The organism is Vibrio sp. 661, assembly GCF_033339315.1.
Lineage (GTDB): Bacteria > Pseudomonadota > Gammaproteobacteria > Enterobacterales > Vibrionaceae > Vibrio > Vibrio alginolyticus.
The window spans coordinates 701,755-723,990 of the sequence record NZ_JAWOUJ010000002.1 but is presented as its reverse complement, the minus strand read 5'-3'; the positions used below and the strand labels follow the sequence as shown (position 1 = coordinate 723,990).

Genomic DNA, 22,236 nt, shown 5'->3' with positions numbered 1-22,236 from the left:
AGTCCCTATGCAGTGGTCGGTTTTACCCTAAACAGAATTGCAAACATCACTGGCACCACTATCAGTGTCAGTACAGTAGCAAAACCAAGACCTGCCATAATCGTTATTGCCATCGAGCCAAAGAAGGCGTCGAAGACCAGTGGAATCATCCCCAAGATAGTTGTTAGCGCAGCCATACTTACCGGACGAACGCGGCTTATCGCACTATCAACAATCGCGAGGTAAGGATCTTTACCTGACTCCAACTCAAGGTTAATTTGGTCAAGCAACACAATACCGTTTTTCAAAATCATGCCACTTAGGCTTAACAAACCAAGGAATGCTGTAAAACTGAACGGCATGTTCGTGGTAAGCAAACCAAAAGCAACGCCAATGATCGCTAACGGAACGGTGAACCAAATTACCAACGGCTTTTTGATTGAGTTAAACAATAAAATAGTAATGATGAACATCAACAAGTAACCCATCGGCAATGAACCGAATAGGCCTTCTTGTGCATCTTTGGATGATTCGTACTCACCACCCCATGTGATTTCGTATCCTTCTGGAACATGCAATGCCATCACTTTAGGCTGTACACGAGCAAATAAGCTTGCTGCCGTGTCGTCACTCAACACATCATGGTCCGCGAGAACGGTTAACGTACGCTTACGGTCACGACGCTGAATTAGCGGCTCACTCCAATCCAGTTGAACGCCATCAATCACTTGATCAACCGGAATATACGTTTGCAACGAAGGACTCCAAATGGTCACGTTTTGTAGTGATTCAAAATCTACGCGTTCTTCTTCAGGAAGGCGTGTCATAATTGGCAACGTATGTGTGCCATCACGCAAGTAACCTAAGGTGCTACCACCAAACGCCATTTGCAGTGTGCTTGAAAGATCTTCTTTCGAAATACCTAAGCGACGAGCTTTAGACTCGTTGAAAACGGGTACAAGTTCCTTGGTGCGCTCTCGCCAATCGTGACGAATGTTTCGGGCACCAGGGTCGGTATGAAGGATGTCTTCAACTTGCACCGCCAAGTCACGTAAAACTTGTGGATCAGGGCCAGTAATACGCGCTTCGATCTTAGACGCTGGTGATGGACCAAATTCCATCAATTTAAACTGGAACGTAGGCGCATCAAATGTTTTCGCCAGATTCGCATCTAACTTATGCAGCAAACCAAACATTTTCTCACGGTCAGTCGCGCGAACTTGGAACTGAGCGTACGCTTCGTAACTTTTTTCTGGTTGATAGGTTAAAGCAAAACGCTGTAGACCCTGCCCAATCGAAGCAGAAACAAAGTCAATATCATCTTGCTGACGAATGTAGCTTTCGACCTCTTCAGCTTTTTTGATCGTTTCACGGATGTCAGTACCCTCTGGCATCCACATATCCACGTAGAACATCGGCGTATTCGATGGTGGGAAGAACTGCTGTTTTACATTACCAAATGCCACGACAGCACCCACTAACAGCGCCACCATGCCAGCAACGGTAAGCCAGCGGAATCGTAATGCAAATTTCAGCGATGCCCCAAATACGACAAACAACCAGCCTTTATAAGGATCATCTTCGCTAGTACCCTGCTCTTTGTTTTCCTCTTTCAACAAAAGATCGGCAAGGAAAGGCGTCAGTGTAATAGCGGTAATCCAGCTTAAAAATAGGGAGAAACACAGCACCCAGAATAGAGAGCCCATGAACTCACCTGTCGCATCTTGCGACAAACCGATAGGTGCAAAAGCCGTAATTGCAATAACAGTTGCGCCCAGCAAAGGCCATTGTGTTTGCTTTACAATATCGACAGCCGCTTGAACTTTGGTACGCCCTTTCTTTAGGCCAACCAATATGCCTTCCACGACAACAATCGCGTTATCAACCAGCATACCTAAGGCAATAATTAACGCGCCAAGAGAAATACGATGCAGTTCGATGTTGTTGTAATTCATCAAAATGAAGGTACCAAATACCGTCAATAACAACACAACTCCAATGATGACACCACTGCGTAAACCCATAGTAAACAGCAACACAATGATTACGATCGCCACTGCCTCCGCTAGACTAATTACAAACGCTTTAACAGATTCATCCACCTCATTGGCTTGGTTGTAAAAGTAGTTCATATCGATGCCAGCAGGCTTGATAGACTCAAGGCTCGCGAGCTCCGCATCCAAACGTTCACCAACCTCAACCACGTTCACACCCGATGCAAACGAGATACCGATATTAATCGCTTTTTGACCGTTAAAGAGTACGACGTTGCTTGGCTTCTCTTGAATACCGCGAGAAATCGTTGCTACGTCTTTTAGACGAATTAGATTTCCTGTGTCACGGCCATGAATGATCAGATTTTCTAGTGCTTCTACAGTGTTTAAGGTGCCGCTTGGGCGAATAACAAGGCTTTCGCCATTGACCATCACTTCACCTGCTGAAACCACATTGTTTTGCTGGTTCAACAAGCTCGAAACCACATTCATGTCTAAGTTCAGTGCAGCAAGGCGATCAAGTGAGATCTCAACGAATAGCATTTCTTGCTGATCGCCCGTGATGTCTACCTTACCAACACCATCAACAAGCTCGATTTCACGGGTCAGGTAATCCGCATAACGTTTCAGCTCTACATAGTCGTAATCGTCACCAGTGAGCATTAACATCACGCCATAAACGTCACCGAAATCATCAATGATCTGTAAAGACTGAACACCTTGAGGCAATGATGGTCGTAAATCATTAATTTTACGGCGCATTTCATCCCAAATTTGCGGCAGTTCATCAGGACCATAGTCCATTTCCATGCTCACCGTTATTTGAGACATACCATTAGAAGACGTAGAGGTAATTTTGTCGATATAAGGGAGTTTTCGAATCTCTTTTTCTAGAGGATACGTCAGCTCTTCTTCAACTTCTTTTGACGTCGCGCCAGGGTATGTTGAGATGATCATGGCATCTTTGATCGTAAATGCCGGGTCTTCTAATCGTCCCAGCTCCAAAAATGACGTTAAACCACCAACAGCAAGGATAATAATGAACAACCAGCTGATGACTTTGTTTTTTATTGAATACTCAGCAATGTTCATTATTGGTTATTCTCCACAACATCCACATGTTTACCTTCGCGTAATTTACGCAGATTTGAATTAATCAGAATATCGCCCTGGCTAACACCTGACGACACAATGGCTCCATTGCCATTCACTTGAGAAATCATGACAGGCACCCGTGTGACAATGTCACCTTCTTTTTTCCACACAAAGAACTCATTCCCTTCACTGCCTGCTTGAAGCGCCGTGACAGGCACACTGTAACCATCGATAGAGGTAATGCCCGCCTTCACCATATCGACCAAAACGCTTACGCTGGTTCCCGGCAATATCTCTGTTTTTGGCTGTGGCATCGTCAAGTACATTTCGTAGGTTTGAGTTTCAGCGTTGGGTTCACTTGTGTGCTCTAAATAGTCCAAAGCAAATCTGCCATCGATGCCGGAGAAGGTTGCTTTAGGCTTGTAGCTCATGCTGTCTGAGTTTGGGTCTACCATCGCTAAAACATTGTCGGAAAGCTCAATACGCACGTAAACCAAATCGTTTTGGTATAGGTTTAACACGGGTTCACCAATTGCCACACGCTCAAAACGTTCTTTGAAAACATCAGATACTTTACCGGCGAACGGGGCGAATAAACGGGTGTAATTCAATTGATTGGTCGCGTTATAGAAAGTAGCCTCAGCTAGCTCTTTATTGGCGGTTAGCTCATCAAGTTCCGCTTTTGAAATCATTTGACGTGCATGCAAGTCTTCACCGCGTTTAAGCTGACGAATTGCAAGTGTGTATTGTGCTTCTGCGTCATTCACGGCTTGCTTCTCTTTACTATCATCTAGCTTTGCGATCATTTGCCCCTGCTTCACAACGTCACCCGCTTTAACCAATACGTGCTGAACTTCCCCAGCGCGGCGAAATGCCATTGGCGTTTGCTCTGCAGGCACTACTATGCCTTTGAACGCGCGATGTTGACTTTGTACTGGTGCATCCACCGAGATAGTCGACACAAAAAGTGGCTGCTCGACGATAGCTTGGTTTTCATTTTTGCACCCTGTTAAAACTGCAAGTGCAATCGCAGAGATCGTAAGTAGAGAACGTTTCATTAAATGCCTCCCTCACGAACCCAAGCTTTCACCACTTGTCCTTCAACCAGTCTCTCAACACCAGCAATAACAACGTAATCATTGTTATCAAGCCCGGCTTTCACACCACCTGCTGCGTCAAGTGACACAGTGACTTTATTGACCTGCTGCGTGCTTCTGTCCATTACCCAAACTTCACCTTGCGTCCCATTTTTGTTGACCCAAGCAGACTGAGGTAACGTCATCGCGTCCGATACATGTTGTTTAGCAATGTGTACCTGCCCAGTCATACCTGTCAGCAAATTGCGATCTTCTGGTCGAGTGATGGTCACGATCGCCTCATAACTATTGGTATCGATGTTTGGCTGCGTCGAAATTTCTTTAAATTGCCCAGGGATACGTTTTCCTGGCTCGCTATCCATCGTCACCCACATATCGGAGTTTTGCAGTGACTCAAGTGATACAGATTCCGCATAACTTACTGGCAAGGTGAAAGATACATCCAACGTCGTGTTATCAATGAGATTCAAGATCTCCTGCTTCTCTGCTACTACTTGAAACGGGTTGACATAGGTATATGACACAATGCCATCAAACGGTGCGTGAATTTTGGTATAGCTCAAATCGGTTTTAGCTTGTTCGTAGTTCGCCAATGCCGCTTTATATTGAGTTTCTTTCTGATCGTACTCATCAGTACTAATGAGTTTTTTTCCGTAAAGGTTTTTCGCGCGGTCCCATTGTGTTTTCGCTAACGCGTACTGCGCTTGAGCGGCATCTAACGCAAGCTGAAGATCTTTAGGGTCTAACGTTGCGAGCACTTCACCTTTTTGGACTTTTTGACCCATGCGTACACGTAATTCATCAACCTCTCCACCAACCTGAAAAGAAAGCTGCGCGCGATGTGTTGCATCAATACGCGCTAAAAAGGCGTGCGAGTCTTCAAGTTCTAGGTCTTTCACCGCCAGTAATTTTACAGGTTTGATTAAAGGTTCAGACGGCTCAGAAATGGCTTTATTACACCCAGTTAGCATCCCAGAAAGACTTAATGTCACCACTGCGCCAACTAAAGTGCGCTTTAAATATTGTTTTCGCACCCGCTTTCTCCGTAGGTTTTATATATTACACAGCCGTGCAGTATAAGCAGAATTTGAAATTGATCAACATATTTTCCAGGTGGATAGCAAATTAATTAGTCAAAGCGTTCGGTTTCTGGTAAAAGTAAGCGCGTGATTAATATTCGGGAAAATTCGAACTATGAATGAAAGAAAGCAGGGGCGTAGAAGTGCTGAAGCAGCAGAACAAACTAAGTGTCTGATCCTTAAAGTGGCAGCAGATATGTTTTGTGAACTTGGTTACGAGCGTGTCTCGCTGCGCAATATCAGTGAAAAGGCTGGTGTTTCACATAGTTTGATCCGTCACCACTTCGGCAGCAAAGAGAAAATCTGGCAAGCGGTTAGCGATGCAATGGACGAGTTCATGCAGTGCTATATGGCTGAACTCATCAATGAAATGCCGGAGAACACACCTTCGAATAGAAAAATTTATCTGTTTATGGTTCGCATGCTAGCATTTGCTCTCGTCAATCCTCATCCAGTACAGATGATCGCCGATGCCATTCGACAAGGCGATGACGGTGCTCTGCTGCAGTATTTCTTAAAGTCAAAAGATGAGTTCGCTGCGATATTTACCGGAATTTTCGAGCAGTACAACAGCGAAAACCCTAATGCACAATTTGATCAGTGGGAATCAAAGTGGCAAATGTTGATCTTCGCACATGGTGCTGTCAGTCTCGCGCCAATGATGCAAGAAACATGGCCGGATATTGCAGATAATCGCGAAAAACTGCTGATCAAGCATTGGGAATTGTTTAATACCATTATGGCCTCTCAATTTGGGATCCCAAAAGAAGAGATGATTCATCCGGAAAAGCTTGAAGATATCGTTATTGATATGTGCTGTACTATTGATGAAGCAGTAAACTAAAAGTAAACAAGCGAAAAGAAGACATAAAAAATGCCGAGCTACAAAGCTCGGCATTTTTGTTTCAATTCGTTTTAACCACGGTAGTAGCGTTGTGGTACGAACGGCATTTTTTCAACTGTCATTGGTAGCATTTTGCCACGCACTTCAGCGAACACTTCAGTACCAATCGCCGCCAAATCCGCACGAACATACCCCATTGAGACTGGCTTACCTGCATTCGGGCCCGCCGTACCGCTGGTTACAACGCCAATTTTAACGCCGTCAGCATCAAACAGTTCAACACCTTCACGCACTGGCGCTTTGGTTTGACCTACTAGACCCACACGCTTACGCGCCACATCTTTAGTCTCAATCTGCTTAAGAATAATGTCTGCGCCAGGGAAACCACCTTCACGTTCACCACCAATACGACGAACTTTTTGGATACCCCATAGCAAGCTCGCTTCAACAGGTGTTGTTGTTGTGTCTAGGTCATGACCGTATAGACAAAGGCCACACTCAAGACGAAGTGAATCACGAGCACCAAGGCCAATCCATTCAACTTCATCTTCCGCAGTCAGTTTACGTGCTAGCTCTTCCGCTTTGTCAGCAGGAACCGAGATTTCGTAACCGTCTTCGCCTGTATAACCACTACGAGAAACAATGCACTCGGCGCCTAAAACATCGACTTTACAAATATCCATGAACAGCATTTCAGAAACTTCTGGTGCAAAACGCGCCAATACAGCTGCCGCTTTAGGGCCTTGGATTGCAAGTAGAGCTCGGTCTTCGATAATTTCTAGCTCAACACCAGATGGTAAATGCGCTTGTAGGTGTGCGATATCTTGTGCTTTACATGCTGCGTTCACAACCACAAACAGATGATCGCCTAGGTTAGCCACCATCAAGTCGTCCATGATGCCGCCCTCTTCATTAGTGAAAAAAGCGTAACGCTGTTTACCAGACTCAAGATCCACAATATCCACTGGGACTAATGTTTCTAGGAACGCAGCTGCACCGTCACCAATTAGGCGAAGCTGTCCCATGTGAGAAACATCAAACAGACCTGCCGCATCACGAGTATGTAAGTGTTCCTTCTTTACGCCTAGAGGATACTGAACAGGCATATCGTAACCCGCGAACGGGACCATTTTGGCACCAACTTCAACGTGAAGTGCGTGTAGTGGTGTTTTCAGTAGTTCTTGAGTCATTTTCGTCTCCATTTAGATAGACCCGAGAATGCTATCGGCATTCGATGTGTTTCCAATAATAAACATGGCTCATTCTATTTTGCACGAACAAGACGTAGATCGACTTGCAAAAGTGTGACTCTTAACATTTTAATCACAACAAATCGTACAAAAAAAGCGCTTTAATGAGTAAGCTCTCATCAAAAAAGCGCTTTTTCATCATAACGACCACCAATAGCAATCGTTTGCTTTCACTATAGGAAATTTACAAGTATTTATCACTATTTGGCTGTCACCCACAAAATGAGCGCATCTTCCTCGCTAACACTGGTCAACATATGTCCCATATTTGCATCGTAATAAACGCTGTCTCCCTCGCTTAAAACAACAGGTTCGTAAAACTCAGAATAGAACATGACCTCACCAGATAAGATAAGTAAAAATTCTTCGCCGTCATGACGAACCCAGTCTTTATATTCATCAAAACTACGAGCTCGAATTTGGCTCTTAAACGGCATCATTTTCTTATTGGAAAGTTGTGTCGCGAGCAGTTCATGTTCATAGGTTTGTGTTGGGTGTGGTTTACCTTCATTCTTCTTGGTAACATCCCTGCGCCCTGTCGCTACCTTTTTTCTAGGTGGCTCAAAGAGTTGTGGCATGTCAATTTGTAAGCCTAGTGCCAATTTTTGCATCGCTTGAAACGTCGGGGAGATCTGCTCATTTTCTATTTTGCTCAGTGTAGATCGAGCAAGCCCGGTTCTCTGACTCGCTTCTTCTAATGTGATACCGAGTTTCGAGCGGATATCCTTAATACGCTGGCCCAGTTTTAACGGCTCGATATTTTGGTCATGTTGCTCTTTTGCCAACGTCATCGATGGGTATTCATCGTAAATACTTTCTGCCATAAATCCCTCTATAGATATCCATATTTTTTGTCTTACTCGCATTGTGCATGAAGCACATAGTGGATAGAAGTCCACCAAGTGAATTAAAGCGTGCTCTTGTTAACAAATTTTGAAATCTTGTTTCCTATAGGAAATTTTTGGTTGATTGTTCCCGCCACAGGCGCTATGTTACCAACTTGTTAGATGTAGAGATGCATATTTCCGTAAGAGATTGGTAAAAGAAACACGCAATCCAACGGAGTTTTTGCCCAAATTTAGGGCCGGATGTTCACTCTGTTCTGCTACGCAGTTCAGCTGTTTTTGAGGACAAATGAACCACAACCGCAAATCATAACTCATCTATTGCGGGTTCATTTTCAGATTTGGAAGGTCAACTACCATGAATAAGAGTTACCCTAACCACAGCTTGGAAAACTTTTTCTCTACCAACCTCTCTGCGACAGATGATGCTGTCTTTGCTGGAATTCAAGCGGAATCCGCTCGCCAAAACGAACAAATCGAACTTATCGCTTCTGAGAACATTGTTTCTAAAGCGGTAATGCAAGCTCAAGGCACATGCCTAACAAACAAATACGCTGAAGGGTACCCAGGTCGCCGTTACTATGGTGGTTGTGAGCACGTAGATACAGTGGAAGCCATTGCTATCGAACGCGCAAAAAAACTTTTTAATTGTGAATACGCAAACGTTCAACCACACTCAGGCGCACAAGCAAACGGCGCAGTAAAGCTGGCACTGCTTCAACCTGGTGACACCATTCTTGGTATGTCTTTAGACGCAGGTGGTCACCTGACGCACGGCGCACGCCCTGCACTTTCTGGTAAATGGTTTAATGCAGTTCAATACGGTGTTGATCGCGAAACACTAGAAATTAACTACGAAGATGTTCGTGAGCTAGCACTTGAGCACCAACCTAAAATGATCATCGCAGGTGGTAGCGCTATTCCACGTACTATCGACTTTGCCAAATTCCGTGAAATCGCAGACGAAGTAAATGCAATTCTTATGGTCGACATGGCGCACATCGCTGGTCTTATCGCAACAGGCGCACACCCTAGCCCACTGCCACACGCACACGTTGTTACGACTACAACACACAAAACATTGCGTGGCCCTCGCGGCGGTATGATTCTTACTAACCACGAAGACATCATTAAGAAAATCAACTCAGCCGTATTCCCTGGCCTACAAGGCGGCCCACTGATGCATGTTATCGCAGCCAAAGCGGTCGCATTTGGTGAAGCGCTTGGCCCTGAATTTAAAACTTATATTGATTCGGTGATCAATAACGCAAAAGTCCTAGCGGAAGTATTGCAAACTCGCGGTTGCGACATCGTAACTGGTGGTACAGACACGCACCTAATGCTGGTTGACCTTCGTCCGAAAGGGTTGAAAGGCAATAAAGCAGAAGAAGCTCTAGAGCGTGCTGGGATCACATGTAACAAAAATGGCATCCCATTCGATACAGAGAAGCCTATGATTACATCGGGCATCCGTTTAGGAACGCCTGCGGGTACAAGCCGCGGCTTTGGCGCTGAAGAATTCAAACTCATCGGTAATTGGATTGGTGACGTACTGGACGGTTTAGTGAACAACCCTGAAGGTGACGCAGAAGTTGAAAAACGCGTTCGCAAAGAAGTAAAAGAACTTTGCAGTCGCTTTCCTCTATACCAGTAAACGATTTTTTTGAAATCATAATAATTCCTGACAAGTTATTCGGAGATTAAGCAATGGACAAAACACTGAAGTTTGCAGATAGCCACGAGTGGGTACGTGATAACGGTGACGGCACAGTAACAATTGGTATTTCTGAGCATGCACAAGAAATGCTAGGTGACGTGGTATTCGTTGACCTACCAGACGTAGAAGACGAAGTTGAAGCAGGTGAAAGCTTCTCTCTCGTTGAATCTGTAAAAGCAGCGTCAGACATCTACGCACCAATCACTGGTGAAATCGTAGAAATCAATGAAGAACTAGAAGACAGCCCAGAGCTAATTAACGAAGAGCCGTACGAAGGTGGCTGGATCGTAAAAGTGAAGATGTCTGATGTATCTGAACTAGATAACCTGAAAGACGCAGACGAATACCTAAACTCTATCGAAGAAGAGTAATTAGGATGTGACGAAAGCTGTTCCCTAGCCTGTTTAGAGAACAGCTTTTTTTCTAGGTTCGGACGTATAATTTAATTTATCAGTAACGCAAATCCGTTACCCGAACCAAGGAGTAGGTAAAGGACAATGACTGAATTACTTCAAAGCCTCAGCACACAAAACGAGTTCGTTGCTCGCCACAATGGACCAAACAAATCTGACCAACAGAAAATGTTGGAAGCGATCAACGCAGTTAGCCTAGATTCGCTTATCGACGAAACCGTACCAGCACAAATTCGCCTAGAGCAACCAATGAGCTTGGCAGAAGCGAAAAGCGAAGCAGACATGCTGGCAGCCATGCGTAAGTTCGCCGATCAGAACCAAGTTAAACGTACATTCATTGGTCAGGGTTACTACAACACCTTCACGCCGAACGTGATTCTACGCAACGTGATGGAAAACCCGGGCTGGTACACTGCTTACACCCCTTACCAACCAGAGATCTCACAAGGTCGTTTAGAAGCACTTCTAAACTACCAACAAATGGTGATGGATCTTACTGGTATGGAAATCGCGAACGCGTCATTGCTCGATGAAGCAACGGCAGCAGCAGAAGCGATGACACTTTGTAAGCGTGCGGGTAAAAGCAAGAGCAACGTATTCTTCGTTGCTGACGACGTTCACCCACAAACCATCGAAGTGGTAAAAACTCGTGCGAAATTCATCGGCTTTGAAGTCTTGGTTGGTTCTTTAGAATCACTACCAGAGCAAGACGTGTTCGGTGCACTAGTTCAATACCCAAGTACAACAGGTGAAGTTCGTGACCTAACGGACATCATCGCTAAAGCGCAAGCAAACAAAACACTAGTGACTGTAGCAACGGACCTTCTTGCTTCTACCCTACTTAAACCTGCAGGTGAAATGGGCGCAGACGTAGCAATCGGTTCAGCACAACGTTTTGGCGTGCCGATGGGTTACGGCGGTCCACACGCTGCTTTCATGGCAACTCGTGATAAGCACAAGCGTACAATGCCTGGTCGTGTTATCGGTGTTTCTATCGATACCAACGGTAACCAAGCACTGCGTATGGCAATGCAAACGCGTGAACAGCACATCCGTCGTGAAAAAGCGACTTCAAACATCTGTACTGCTCAAGCACTGCTAGCGAACATGGCGTCTTTCTACGCGGTTTACCACGGCGCAGAAGGTCTACGCACGATTGCTCGTCGTACGCACCACATGACAGCCATCCTAGCCGCTGGCCTAACTAAAGGCGGCTTCGAGCTTGCTCACAACAGCTTCTTCGACACCATTACTATCAACACAGGTGCACAAACTGAAGACCTATACGCGAAAGCACTAGCCGCAGACATCAACCTACGTAAGTTGGGTACTCAGCTAGGTGTGAGCTTCGACGAAACCACAACCGTGGCAGATGTAGAAGCCCTATTCGCAGTATTCGGTGTGAAAGAAGAAGTCGCAGCACTATCAACTGAAATCGCAGGCAACGAGTTTGCAGCCATTCCAGAAGCATTGCGCCGCACAACAGAATATCTAACACACCCTGTGTTTAACACGCACCACAGCGAAACACAGATGATGCGTTACCTAAAACAGCTAGAGAACAAAGACTTCTCACTCACGCACGGCATGATCCCACTGGGCAGCTGTACGATGAAGCTGAACGCAGCAGCAGAGATGATTCCAGTAACTTGGCCTGAGTTTGGTTCGATCCACCCGTTCGCACCAGCAGAACAAGCAGCTGGTTACGCAGCACTCGCAAAAGATCTTAAAGAAAAGCTATGTGAAATCACTGGCTATGACGCATTCTCACTACAACCAAACTCTGGTGCATCGGGTGAGTACGCAGGTCTTATCGCGATTCAACGCTACCACGAAAGCCGTGGCGAAGGTCACCGCAACGTATGTTTGATCCCAAGCTCTGCGCACGGTACTAACCCTGCGACAGCATCTATGGTGTCAATGAAAGTGGTTGTGGTTAAGTGTGATGAAGAAGGCAACATCGATATCGACGACCTAGCAGCGAAAATCGAGAAACACAAAGACAACCTATCAAGCATTATGATCACTTACCCTTCGACGCACGGCGTTTACGAAGAGAAAGTGAAAGAAGTGTGTGAAATGGTTCATGCCGCCGGTGGTCAGGTTTACCTAGACGGCGCTAACATGAACGCGCAGGTTGGTCTAACATCACCAGGCTTCATCGGTTCAGACGTTTCTCACCTAAACCTACACAAAACCTTCTGCATCCCGCACGGTGGTGGCGGTCCGGGTATGGGTCCTATCGGTGTGAAATCTCACCTAGCTCCTTTCTTACCAGGGCATATTGAAGACGGTGTAGAAGGCGCAGATTTCGCAGTATCAGCAGCAGATATGGGTAGCGCTTCTATCCTACCTATCTCTTGGGCTTACATCGCAATGATGGGCGAACCTGGCCTAACAGATGCAACAAAAGTAGCAATTCTGAACGCAAACTACGTGATGGAAACACTTCGCCAACACTACCCTGTTCTTTACCGTGGCAAAAATGGCCGCGTAGCGCACGAATGTATTATCGACATTCGTCCGCTGAAAGAAGAAACAGGTATCAGCGAAGAAGACATCGCGAAGCGTCTAATGGACTACGGTTTCCACGCACCAACTATGTCGTTCCCTGTAGCGGGCACGCTAATGGTTGAGCCAACGGAATCGGAAGATCTAGAAGAGCTGGACCGCTTCTGTGATGCGATGATCGCTATCCGCGAAGAAATGGAGAAAGTGAAAAACGGTGAATGGCCACTGGATAACAACCCACTTGTTAACGCGCCACACACACAAGTTGATCTTTCAGCTGAAGATTGGGACCGCCCTTACTCTCGCGAGATTGGCTGCTTCCCGTCTAAAGCGACCAAATCTTGGAAGTACTGGCCAACGGTAAATCGCGTGGATAACGTATACGGCGACCGTAACCTAATCTGTTCATGCCCAAGCATCGATAACTACGAAGATTAATTTTTGTAGAATCTAAATAAACAAAGGCGAACCGATTGGTTCGCCTTTGTTTTTGGTGTGCCGCCCTAACACTTGTTGATACATCGAGAAGGAATGATGGCTAGTTATTGTTTGCACAAAAGTGATTTAGAAATACAGTAACTTCTGAGAACCTTTGAATTAGCACTAATATCTCAGAGCCTTAAAGGCTTGTTGGAAACTCCTCATGAACACTATGCTATGCAGGTGCTATGTAGTTTCTAGTTCAGTTGCAGTAAGTCCCATTTATTACCATAGAGATCTTGGAACACCACCACTGTCCCGTATTCTTCTACACGAGGCTCTTCATTAAATACAACACCATTTTTCTTCATCAACTCGTAGTCACGCCAAAAATCATTAGTTTGCAGAAACAGGAAAACACGACCACCTGTTTGATTTCCTACTGCATGCGTTTGCTCCGGTGTACTCGCTTGAGCTAAAAGTAGGTTTGTACCATTGGAGTTTGGAGGAGAAACTTGAACCCAGCGTTTACCACCACCTAGGTTGGTATCTTCAACCAGAGTGAATTGAAGTTTTTGAGTATAGAATTCGATAGCATCGTCGTAATTTTCAACGACTAGAGCAATGTTTCCGATTTGCTGCTGAACAGTTTTGGCCATGATGATTTCCGCTGTGTCAAAACGCTAATTGTACTCTATTTTGAGACTTTTCTAGAAAGCACATAACGCCTTGCAAATGTGTAAGGCACACAATACGAATGCTTACGCACGGCGCCTTTGTCACTAGAACCGACAAACAATATAGCTGCCACCAGTGTCGAATCTTGATTGAGCAACTTATTAAAGCCTTAGCTATAACTCAAGAGCAAATCTCTAACCTAATAAAGAAGGCTGCTCGTATACCACGGTATTATAGTTCTTCTAGTTTTCCCTTAGCTAAATCTTCTTGTTGCTTAAGGAACATGAAGAAGTTTGCCTCACTGATAAACGGGTTACCGCTTGTGCCGAGCTTCTTCCTATTTTCAAAAAGGAAATTTTTATGTGGATGGTTCGAAAGGTTAACGTTCACAATAGGTGCCTGTAGTGAAATTTTTCTAATTTTCTCCATGCTAGTCAGGAACTGGCCAATAACTTCTGGATCATTGCTACTTACGCTATGCCCACCAACGATAAAAGCACGATATTGTTCGCCATTATCTTCAACAGTGAAGTCTAAGGAATAATCACCTTCCGTGTGGCCAGGTGTGAGATAGAACTTAAACTCATGTCCACCAATAGCCATAGAGCTATCGCTTTTTATCTCTATGTCTAAATTTGGAGGAAGGAACTTGTTCTCACCTTCGCTTTTGTTTGATTGCTGTATAGCTAGTTCATGAGCGCTTTTGGTCATCACGACTTTGGAACCATACTTCTCTTGAAGTAACTGGGCGCCTCCAACGTGGTCAGAATGCCCATGAGTTACCAATATGTGCGTTATTGGCTTATCTTTTAGCCCTAGCTTCTCTAGGTTGATAGGTATCCACTCAGAGTAAGGGAAGTCAAGCGTATCAATGATAACGAGTCCGTCGTCTGTAGCAATGGCATATGATGAGACCCACTTGTCTCCTACATAATAGACATTATCAAACATTTGAAATGGTTCTACATAACCGTTCTTATCATTCATTGCTGGAACATATTGACTTAAGGAAGCAAAAGACGAAGCACTGAAAAGTAAACCTACAATAATTTTTTTCACGAAATCACACACAAATATATCCTTAATAATTTCTTATAGAACCTCGCGGATGAGAAAGCTCTAAACGATTTTCAGAGGCAAATACAACTGCAAATACTTTCTACTTAGCTTGAGTTTTAGCTGACCGAATCACTTGTAAACTCGAATCCTATTAACTGCCTATGTATTCATGATTCTTTTAGAGGTTAAATAAATGAACTCAATTGAAGCAGAGTCATGAAGCTTCACTTGAGGTTAGCGGCACAGCACAATGTGATAAACCTCTTTCAAGCAAACATTTGAATGCGATTTTTCCAATTTAAGACATGTTCAATAAATGCATCAACTCTTGCAGGCCTTTTATCGCGGTCTCGATACATAATGAATACTTCTTTACCCGAGCATTGCCATTCTGGCAACAAAGGCAGCAGGTTATGTTGATCATGATTTAGCTCATGAAAGTAATAGGTTGGAATCCAAGCAATTCCTAAACCATGGATGACGGCGTCTCTAACTAGTAGTACATCATTTGAAGTGAATTGAAACTTTAGCGGACGATCAAATGTTTCATTGGTGATTTGATTAACTAATTTCCATTGGCTGTCGTTGTTTACCGTAATTAGGCGATGATGAACAAGTTGTTCTGGATGGGTAATCGGTTGGTGTTGTTCTAAATAGCTTCGTGATGCACAAAGCGCAAATGGAATCGACCATAATTTCTGAGCAATCCAGTCTTGTTCAATAAGATCACCAAGACGAAAACTAACATCGACACGGTTAGATACAAGATTGATTTTTTCATTCTGTACATCTAAATCGATACATATCTTCGGATGTTGCTCTGCAAATTCATAAACGCACCGCTTTAACCACATCTGTGTCATGTTAATTGGCGCTGATATTTTGATCGTTCCGCTTAAAGACTGACGCTCAGTCGCAATTCTCGATGTCACATTATTTAAGCTAAGAAGTAACGGCTCACAGAGTTGATAATATTTTTCGCCATCAGTTGTTAACGCAAAGTGGTGTGCACTGCGGTTAAATAGTCTGCAATTTAAGTTTGTTTCCAGCCTTTTTAACTTCCGGCTTAGCGTGGCTAACGGGACATTAAGACGCTCAGATCCTTGTGTTAGGCTTTGATAGCGAGCAACAGAAACGAATAACAAAAGGTCATCCAAAGAGTGACGTTCCATATTTGGGATTAACCCTCTTAAATTTGGCTATTAAAAATCAAATATGAAATATATAGCATTATCGCGTCAAGTTAATTTTTATCAGGAAGATCTATGTCTAAGCATTTATCAATTTGGTGCGGTGTTGTTGTCGCTATCTTTTTTTGGTCTAGTAACTTTAACGTAATAAAGGCTATTAATAGCGATGTCTCTCCTTTGGATTCAGCGACGTTACGATTTTCCGTTGCAGCTTTAATACTCTTACTGATAAGAGGTACTAAACGCTCTCCATATGGAGCCAAACTCACACGAAAAAGTATGTTGTCGTTGTTTGTTATAGCAACCGTGGGTGTAACTATCCAAAACTTCTCTATTTTCTCTGCAATGAGATTTACTACCCCAGTTAACGCAGCGGTTGTTCAGGCAAACCTACCACTTGTCACTATCTTGTTGTCGGGCGTTATTCTCAAGACTTCCATTTCGGTTAAAACTATTTTAGGTGCACTAATCAGTTTTTGTGGAGTGGTAATCGTCATTACAGGGGGAAATATTCATTCTATTAGCAGCAATAGTAATATTGGTGATCTATACATGTTATTTGCTTTAATTAGTGGGTGTTTATACACAATTCTAGCGAAGCGTTTAACATCTCATATCCCAGTAACTCAGCAGTTACGTTGGGTGTTAAGTATTGGTGCCATTCAAATGGTCGCTATAGCGATGTACCACGGCGACTTTAGCCGTAGCTTAAATGCCATAACATTTAAAGACCTAGCATTAATAGCTTACATGAGCCTGTTTGGAACTTTGATTGCTTATTACTTTTGGATGAAAGGCGCTATCGTTCTTGGTCCAGATAAGATGTCTCCATTATTTAATATTATGCCGGTATTCACTCTACTGATTTCGTTCATTTCTGGTGAGCAGGCTCAATGGGAAAATGTTTTAGGCGTCTTTATCGTTGCGGCTGGTGTGTATATAGGTAACTCAGCACCTTTTGCTCGTTTACGGAAGGTGGTGGAGTAAAAATAGACGCCAACCTTAAGTCGCATTATTTATGCGCAATACTTTGTTAATTGGCATGAGTTTTCTTGGTTTCCAATAGGTACACTTTTTCGCTTTCGTCGTTCACTCTTTTATCTAACTTTATTGAGTGCATGTCGAAAATCTTCAATCTTTTGCTAAGAGCGTTTTTTACTATGTAAAAAACAAAGGAGAATGACCATGAAAAAACGACTCTACTATATTGAAGTAGCGCCAAAGGCAATAGAAATCCTGTACGCTCAGGAAGCTTACTTCCATGAACAATTTAGCCAATCAGAAACCATGAACATGATCATATGGGAACTGGTTAAGTTACGCATATCGCAAATCAATCAATGTGCATTTTGTATCGACATGCATAGTAAAGATGCGCTTAAGTTAGGTGAAAAGCCGGAACGCATATGGGGGCTTAGTGCATGGAGAGATATGCCATTCTACAGCGATGCAGAACACGTTGCACTAGGCTGGGCTGAATTACTAACTGCTGGCCTACCAGTAGATGATGATACCTATCAGCTGACCTTGAATACCTTCGGAGAAGAAGCTATGGTCAACCTAACAATTGCGATCAACGCGATCAATAGTTGGAACCGAATAGTTAAGGCATTTAAGCCAAAGGTTGGAGACTATAAGCCTAGATAATTCTATCTGACAGTTTTTACTTATAAGTCACTGCTTATACCTCAACTTAATATGATGAAAAGTACATGTGTATCACTATCTCATTTTAAGTTGAGGTTAAATAGGATGATTCATTTGAACTTAGAATTTGATATTTTAAAACCTCAAAAGGCTTTAGCTGGCTATGTTCAAGCCATTTGGTCAGCATCCGTCAAACCTGATACGACGCAAGCCGTACGTAAACAATTACTCAGTGATGCTGGTACAGGTGTGGTATTCATTTTACAGAATGAAGTACAAATGGATGGTGAGTGGCAAACACCAGGGGTTGTCCTACTGCCTATAAGCATTCTGGCACATCAGGTCTGCCTACCGCCAGGCGCGGTGATGACTGGCGTACGCTTTCATCCTGCTGTTGGTTATCAACTATTTGGTAAACGTCTAGAACAGCTATTGCGGATTCAAGACGACCACCCTTTGGCTTCTTCTGCACTAGCAACATTTGAGTCTCTGCAAACAGCGCGTTCGCCATATGCAAGGATTTCTACGTTATATCGCTGGGTTCAAACACTGATTGAGGAATATGAACCGCAGTATGTCGGCCACATTATTGACCAACCGACAGGGACCATCAGTCAGCGCCAGAGAGAGCGCAATTTTCAGAAATGGTTGGGGATTACTCCTAAACATTACCAACGCATTAAACGAGTGAAGCACACTTTAGAGCAACTCCGAGCGCAACCCGATCTTACTTTATCGGAGTTGGCGCTGGAGCAAGGTTTTTCCGATCAAGCACACATGACTAGAGAGTGTAAGCAGATTGCGCGCATGACACCGAAGCAGTATGTCCGAAAGAGAAACCTCTAAACCTTATTAGCTTTCTACATCAAACCCCATTGATTCAGAATCGACCATATACTTGTTACAATGTTCGATCATATATCACCTACTTTTTCGATCGCTCATTCCAGCTTGATGTGAGTTGGTTAGCTCGCTTTTGATGCCGCGTGCCGCTCTACCATAAACGCGATCACTTCTTCGCTTAAGCAAGATTTGCTGATGTATTGGCGTTGTTTACCAAGGTGAAGGATAAAGCCCAAATCAGTTTGTTCGAGTTGGTCGATTTCATTGATAGCTAGGTAGAGTTGGTAATCATGCTGTTCAACACGGCCACAGTATTCAGTGCCTCGGTCAGTCAAAATTCTCAGTATTAGCATAGGTCGAGCTCCAACGTCGAAGTATTCTCTCTGAGTGCTTTTCTAAGGTTGTTAGGACTTTTCTTACTGGCTCTAGTCAACTAAAGCTTGTACTTGCCTATCTGTCATCGGACTCTCAGCATCCTTTAACACCGCCCAACGAAGAGCTTTTTGCATGTCATTGTTTTTCGAGCGTCATCAACAGCTCGTGTAAATAAATACACTACATGGAACCAGTCGAGAGTAACATCCGCTTTCGGAAGCTCATCTTTGACACCACTCCAACCTGCCCAGGCACATAGATGAGCTTTATAGTGAACTCGAGGTATTTTCGCTGTGATATAGCAATGGTGCTGAAAAAAGTTGAGATGGCGCCATGTTTTATCGGTTATAAAAAAACAACCATTTTCGCGGTGGCTATTGTTAACTGATCTTCATGATAAGAATTCAGAACGAGACAATGAGTATGCAAGCTTACGAAATGGACGTGGATAAGTACTTTAACGAATAGCTCGGTATTTTTTGCCAGAGGGAGTCTACTTATGTTTAACCCATGAAAGTAATAGACATGTCATTTACATTATTTTTTAAAGTATGCCTAGATATAAGCTTTGACATGACTTATTTTTGAGAATTGGGGCGGTTCTAGGCTAGCACTTGAGAGCATTAGGACATAGTATCGTCTCACGCGTGGATATGGGTTGACCTATGTACAATATTGGCAAACAAATGACTAAAATACTGGTTTCCCTTATGAGTGCCACAATATTATTGCTCTCAACAGGTTGTAACGCAGATATGTTTAATTTCTTCAAATCAAAAAAGTTTCAATACATACTTAGCTCAGAGATCACTGGTCGCTTATACTTAGACGGGAAAGCGTTTACTAGCGAGGTAGTTTATCTACACACGGCTTTTTCTAAAAACCGTTATATTACCGAGACAATTACGTCAGAAAATGGTTATTTTCATTTCGAACCTACATACCACTATCAGACGTTTAAAGAACCTGCCCTTCATGAATCCTCTAGCTACATTGGTATTTACATTTTTGTAGATGGCAAAAAATACTACTTACTAGAGGCTCGCTTTTCTGACGTGAAACCCTATGAATTTATTTCAGATAATCTTCTTGATTTAAGTTGTGAGATTAATTCGGACGAATATCGTTACTTTTTTAAAAATAAATTTGTTGAGAATGGCCTCGATCTTGAAATTATTAGTAGGTGTGATTTGAAAGGATTTTCTGAAAAAATATTACTAAATAAGGACACGTAATGGCAAAGTTAACACCAAAAATGGCTTCAGAAATAGCGGATATTCCTTACAAAGCTTATGAAAATAATGGCCGTTTTATCATGCCGGGCAAAAACAGTTTTTCAAATCACTTTTCTTTTTCTGAAAACGATGTATTTGATGGTTTTACAGGCGGTGTAGCGGGTTTATCCAATGTACCGGTATTGCGTAAAGTTATCCCTGGCTTGATGAGAACTTCAGAGGCGTTTGCAGTGGTTGGCACTGGTAAAGGTTCTACATTTGAGAATGAAATTGTCATTTCAATTCGAGGAACACAAAATGCTAATGATTGGATCACAAATGCGAATATAGGGGTGAAAGGATCACCAAACGGTTCGCCCGCTCATGCTGGTTTCAACAATTGTTTTCAAAGTCTTAGCCCCAAGTTGAAGCAGTATATTATGCAGATGAATCCTAAACCAAAACGTATACATTGCGTTGGGCACAGCTTAGGTGGAGCGCTCGCATCACTTTGCGCTGATTGGGTGCGTAGTGAGATGAAGGTCAGAACCACCTTATACACCTTTGGCGCTCCTAGAGTTGGTCTGGAAGCATACGCACGCTCATCGGAAAAGCTAAACGATGGTGTTTATCGATGTACGCATGGTGCTGATCCTGTACCAAAAATACCGCTTTGGCCATTTATTCATGCTCCAATCTCAACAGGCGAGTACCGCTTGGACTCTGGCACTGGATTAAGCATATCAGCCCATTTGATGGCAAGAAACAAAAATCCGGGTTACTTAAACACTGCTTCCTCGGATTCTTGGGGAGCGTTGAAGAGGAAATCGAATGACCACTTATTTACCCCTATCCGTCTAAAGTATGAGCAACGAAATCAAGCTTCTTTTTCGGAGTATTGGGCAGATAGAATACAGGGCGCACTTATCACCTATTTGAAAGATGTGGCTCTTTTGTCAACGGTAACGATTCAAGCAGGCGTGATTGCTGGCTTGACCTTTTATGATTGGCTTTCAAGAAAGCTAGAAGCCGTTGCTAAATCATCTAAGCGCAATGAAGAGCAACTAAAAGGCTTATTAGGCCATATGCTTGTTTTTGCCGGTCACTATGGGACCATCATTGAGGATCTATCCGCCCGATTCATTAGATGGGTTTTCGAAAGAACCATTGGACGACTAGTCAGAGTATCTAAACAAGCGATATCGTTGCTAAGTTAACCTAACCATTGCAATGGCATAGTAACGTGATTGCTTAGTTAGAGGTGAACTCATCACCTCATAAGTTAACTGGTGACATTGACATAACGCCGCTAAATGGGATTCTTATTAAGCACTTTTTAGATGAAACTTTCTAACCAAATCGGGGCGCGATTTATCAAAACGAATTTGAAAATAATGAATTTTTCACTATTTTCAAATTCGTGATTAGGATCCAAAATGTAGGTTTACAGTTTCAACTGTTTTTGGATTTCTGTTGGAAAAGTAACTTAAACAATTGACATTAAATAGATTTAATGGGAAATAGCTCTTACAAAACCCGAACTGCGCCCCCTTCCAAGCTGATGATGATGTAGGTTCGATTCTCGCTGTACACTCCATTCTCATAGGCTACTTTCCCTAAAACTTCGAACGCCTCCCATGGGGCTCGAATCGCAATTCCATGGATAGCCCCCTCAAATCGAATAAGTTTCTTCCGCATAGAAGTTACCTTTAGACGCATAAGTCCAACACTGGCCACATGAACTTTATTAGGGAAAATCCAACAAACTAACGAATGTCAAACCTTTGCCGAACATAGTAATCGAGCAAAAATGCTTTAGAAGTTGGCGTCATCACTGTAGGCTCACAATAAACTATCTCATTGTCACTTTTTTGGTTCAGTTTACACACTAACTCCGCAGCACACTTAAGGAGTCCATATACTGGAAAGACGCAACCAGAAACACCGAGTGTAGTGGTTCAGATTTTGAGTCTGAATCAGAGCTAC

19 protein-coding genes and 1 pseudogene are annotated in these 22,236 nt (G+C 43.4%); 9 read left to right on the top strand and 11 right to left on the bottom strand.

Translation table 11 applies throughout. The annotated features are described in order from the left end of the window. Positions 1-5: 5 nt before the first annotated feature. The 3 genes from R7P69_RS07335 to R7P69_RS07325 are packed head-to-tail and all read right to left on the bottom strand — an operon-like array spanning position 6 to position 5,199. A complete protein-coding gene (locus tag R7P69_RS07335; protein ID WP_005386052.1) occupies positions 6-3,065 on the bottom strand; it encodes an efflux RND transporter permease subunit in 3,060 nt (1,019 codons plus the stop codon). Further along, a complete protein-coding gene (locus R7P69_RS07330; protein ID WP_182016999.1) occupies positions 3,065-4,126 on the bottom strand; it encodes an efflux RND transporter periplasmic adaptor subunit in 1,062 nt (353 codons plus the stop codon). The genes R7P69_RS07335 and R7P69_RS07330 overlap by 1 nt, the downstream gene beginning before the upstream one ends. Next, on the bottom strand, positions 4,126-5,199 hold the full coding sequence (locus tag R7P69_RS07325) for an efflux RND transporter periplasmic adaptor subunit (RefSeq protein ID WP_017820965.1): 1,074 nt from the start codon (positions 5,197-5,199) through the stop codon (positions 4,126-4,128). The genes R7P69_RS07330 and R7P69_RS07325 overlap by 1 nt, the downstream gene beginning before the upstream one ends. Positions 5,200-5,359: 160 nt before the next feature. On the opposite strand from R7P69_RS07325, the gene vdeR reads away from it, so the two are divergent. Continuing rightward, positions 5,360-6,088: an efflux transporter transcriptional repressor VdeR gene (gene vdeR / locus R7P69_RS07320; RefSeq protein ID WP_005376423.1), complete on the top strand. Its 729-nt coding sequence runs from the start codon at positions 5,360-5,362 to the stop codon at positions 6,086-6,088. 71 nt (positions 6,089-6,159) lie between these two features. Here the strand turns inward: vdeR and gcvT are convergent, their stop codons facing one another. Then, entirely contained in the window at positions 6,160-7,278 is a 1,119-nt protein-coding gene (gene gcvT, locus R7P69_RS07315) for a glycine cleavage system aminomethyltransferase GcvT (RefSeq protein WP_053303572.1), read from the bottom strand. Positions 7,279-7,538: 260 nt separating this feature from the next. Then, positions 7,539-8,162 carry a helix-turn-helix domain-containing protein gene (locus R7P69_RS07310; protein WP_005376429.1) on the bottom strand — a complete coding sequence of 208 codons (624 nt, stop codon included), beginning with the start codon at positions 8,160-8,162 and terminating at the stop codon, positions 7,539-7,541. 379 nt (positions 8,163-8,541) lie between these two features. On the opposite strand from R7P69_RS07310, the gene R7P69_RS07305 reads away from it, so the two are divergent. The 3 genes from R7P69_RS07305 to gcvP all read left to right on the top strand — a co-directional run bounded on the left by R7P69_RS07305 (position 8,542) and on the right by gcvP (position 13,262). Next, entirely contained in the window at positions 8,542-9,837 is a 1,296-nt protein-coding gene (locus R7P69_RS07305) for a serine hydroxymethyltransferase (RefSeq protein WP_005376430.1), read from the top strand. Positions 9,838-9,890: 53 nt separating this feature from the next. Beyond that, complete coding sequence (gene gcvH / locus R7P69_RS07300) at positions 9,891-10,271, top strand: glycine cleavage system protein GcvH (RefSeq protein ID WP_005376432.1); 381 nt, start codon at positions 9,891-9,893, stop codon at positions 10,269-10,271. Positions 10,272-10,397: 126 nt separating this feature from the next. Next, a complete protein-coding gene (gene gcvP / locus R7P69_RS07295) occupies positions 10,398-13,262 on the top strand; it encodes an aminomethyl-transferring glycine dehydrogenase (RefSeq protein ID WP_042520777.1) in 2,865 nt (954 codons plus the stop codon). 239 nt (positions 13,263-13,501) lie between these two features. On the opposite strand, the gene R7P69_RS07290 is transcribed toward gcvP, so the two are convergent. From R7P69_RS07290 to R7P69_RS07280, 3 genes are all read right to left on the bottom strand, one after another. Next, positions 13,502-13,903, bottom strand: coding sequence for a VOC family protein (locus tag R7P69_RS07290; RefSeq protein WP_005388788.1), 402 nt, complete (start codon positions 13,901-13,903; stop codon positions 13,502-13,504). Between the two features lie 250 nt (positions 13,904-14,153). Continuing rightward, the gene (locus R7P69_RS07285) at positions 14,154-14,981 is read right to left on the bottom strand and encodes an MBL fold metallo-hydrolase (RefSeq protein ID WP_025767808.1); all 828 of its coding nucleotides are present in this window, start codon (positions 14,979-14,981) and stop codon (positions 14,154-14,156) included. Positions 14,982-15,247: 266 nt separating this feature from the next. After that, a complete protein-coding gene (locus R7P69_RS07280) occupies positions 15,248-16,153 on the bottom strand; it encodes a LysR family transcriptional regulator (RefSeq protein WP_025767809.1) in 906 nt (301 codons plus the stop codon). Between the two features lie 93 nt (positions 16,154-16,246). Here R7P69_RS07280 and R7P69_RS07275 point away from each other — a divergent pair, with 93 nt between their 5' ends. From R7P69_RS07275 to R7P69_RS07265, 3 genes are all read left to right on the top strand, one after another. Further along, on the top strand, positions 16,247-17,158 hold the full coding sequence (locus R7P69_RS07275) for a DMT family transporter (protein WP_025767810.1): 912 nt from the start codon (positions 16,247-16,249) through the stop codon (positions 17,156-17,158). Between the two features lie 198 nt (positions 17,159-17,356). Beyond that, a complete protein-coding gene (locus tag R7P69_RS07270; protein ID WP_238952675.1) occupies positions 17,357-17,818 on the top strand; it encodes a carboxymuconolactone decarboxylase family protein in 462 nt (153 codons plus the stop codon). A 105-nt stretch (positions 17,819-17,923) separates the two neighbouring features. Beyond that, complete coding sequence (locus R7P69_RS07265) at positions 17,924-18,664, top strand: helix-turn-helix domain-containing protein (RefSeq protein ID WP_025767812.1); 741 nt, start codon at positions 17,924-17,926, stop codon at positions 18,662-18,664. Between the two features lie 119 nt (positions 18,665-18,783). On the opposite strand, the pseudogene R7P69_RS07260 reads toward R7P69_RS07265, so the two are convergent. Then, positions 18,784-18,936, bottom strand: a pseudogene (locus tag R7P69_RS07260) (YcxB family protein); the annotation flags it as partial. A gap of 203 nt (positions 18,937-19,139) precedes the next feature. After that, positions 19,140-19,322, bottom strand: coding sequence for a transposase (locus tag R7P69_RS25380; protein ID WP_372082027.1), 183 nt, complete (start codon positions 19,320-19,322; stop codon positions 19,140-19,142). 379 nt (positions 19,323-19,701) lie between these two features. On the opposite strand from R7P69_RS25380, the gene R7P69_RS07255 reads away from it, so the two are divergent. Then, positions 19,702-20,271, top strand: coding sequence for a DUF6795 domain-containing protein (locus tag R7P69_RS07255; protein WP_115386626.1), 570 nt, complete (start codon positions 19,702-19,704; stop codon positions 20,269-20,271). After that, positions 20,271-21,467, top strand: coding sequence for a lipase family protein (locus tag R7P69_RS07250; protein ID WP_104980635.1), 1,197 nt, complete (start codon positions 20,271-20,273; stop codon positions 21,465-21,467). Before R7P69_RS07255 ends, R7P69_RS07250 begins: the two co-directional genes overlap by 1 nt. A 310-nt stretch (positions 21,468-21,777) precedes the next feature. On the opposite strand, the gene R7P69_RS07245 is transcribed toward R7P69_RS07250, so the two are convergent. After that, the gene (locus R7P69_RS07245) at positions 21,778-21,948 is read right to left on the bottom strand and encodes a hypothetical protein (protein WP_170960426.1); all 171 of its coding nucleotides are present in this window, start codon (positions 21,946-21,948) and stop codon (positions 21,778-21,780) included. Positions 21,949-22,236: the final 288 nt, after the last annotated feature.

Excerpts from the sequence above, each read along its gene's own strand:
- R7P69_RS07250 (WP_104980635.1), top strand. The coding sequence starts at position 20,271 with ATGGCAAAGTTAACACCAAAAATGGCTTCAGAAATAGCGGATATTCCT.
- gcvT (WP_053303572.1), bottom strand. The coding sequence starts at position 7,278 with ATGACTCAAGAACTACTGAAAACACCACTACACGCACTTCACGTTGAA.
- R7P69_RS07330 (WP_182016999.1), bottom strand. The coding sequence starts at position 4,126 with ATGAAACGTTCTCTACTTACGATCTCTGCGATTGCACTTGCAGTTTTA.
- R7P69_RS07290 (WP_005388788.1), bottom strand. The coding sequence starts at position 13,903 with ATGGCCAAAACTGTTCAGCAGCAAATCGGAAACATTGCTCTAGTCGTT.
- R7P69_RS07335 (WP_005386052.1), bottom strand. The coding sequence starts at position 3,065 with ATGAACATTGCTGAGTATTCAATAAAAAACAAAGTCATCAGCTGGTTG.
- R7P69_RS07280 (WP_025767809.1), bottom strand. The coding sequence starts at position 16,153 with ATGGAACGTCACTCTTTGGATGACCTTTTGTTATTCGTTTCTGTTGCT.
- R7P69_RS07245 (WP_170960426.1), bottom strand. The coding sequence starts at position 21,948 with ATGCGGAAGAAACTTATTCGATTTGAGGGGGCTATCCATGGAATTGCG.
- gcvP (WP_042520777.1), top strand. The coding sequence starts at position 10,398 with ATGACTGAATTACTTCAAAGCCTCAGCACACAAAACGAGTTCGTTGCT.
- R7P69_RS07310 (WP_005376429.1), bottom strand. The coding sequence starts at position 8,162 with ATGGCAGAAAGTATTTACGATGAATACCCATCGATGACGTTGGCAAAA.
- R7P69_RS07270 (WP_238952675.1), top strand. The coding sequence starts at position 17,357 with ATGAAAAAACGACTCTACTATATTGAAGTAGCGCCAAAGGCAATAGAA.
- gcvH (WP_005376432.1), top strand. The coding sequence starts at position 9,891 with ATGGACAAAACACTGAAGTTTGCAGATAGCCACGAGTGGGTACGTGAT.
- R7P69_RS07265 (WP_025767812.1), top strand. The coding sequence starts at position 17,924 with ATGATTCATTTGAACTTAGAATTTGATATTTTAAAACCTCAAAAGGCT.
- R7P69_RS07305 (WP_005376430.1), top strand. The coding sequence starts at position 8,542 with ATGAATAAGAGTTACCCTAACCACAGCTTGGAAAACTTTTTCTCTACC.
- R7P69_RS07255 (WP_115386626.1), top strand. The coding sequence starts at position 19,702 with ATGTACAATATTGGCAAACAAATGACTAAAATACTGGTTTCCCTTATG.
- vdeR (WP_005376423.1), top strand. The coding sequence starts at position 5,360 with ATGAATGAAAGAAAGCAGGGGCGTAGAAGTGCTGAAGCAGCAGAACAA.
- R7P69_RS07275 (WP_025767810.1), top strand. The coding sequence starts at position 16,247 with ATGTCTAAGCATTTATCAATTTGGTGCGGTGTTGTTGTCGCTATCTTT.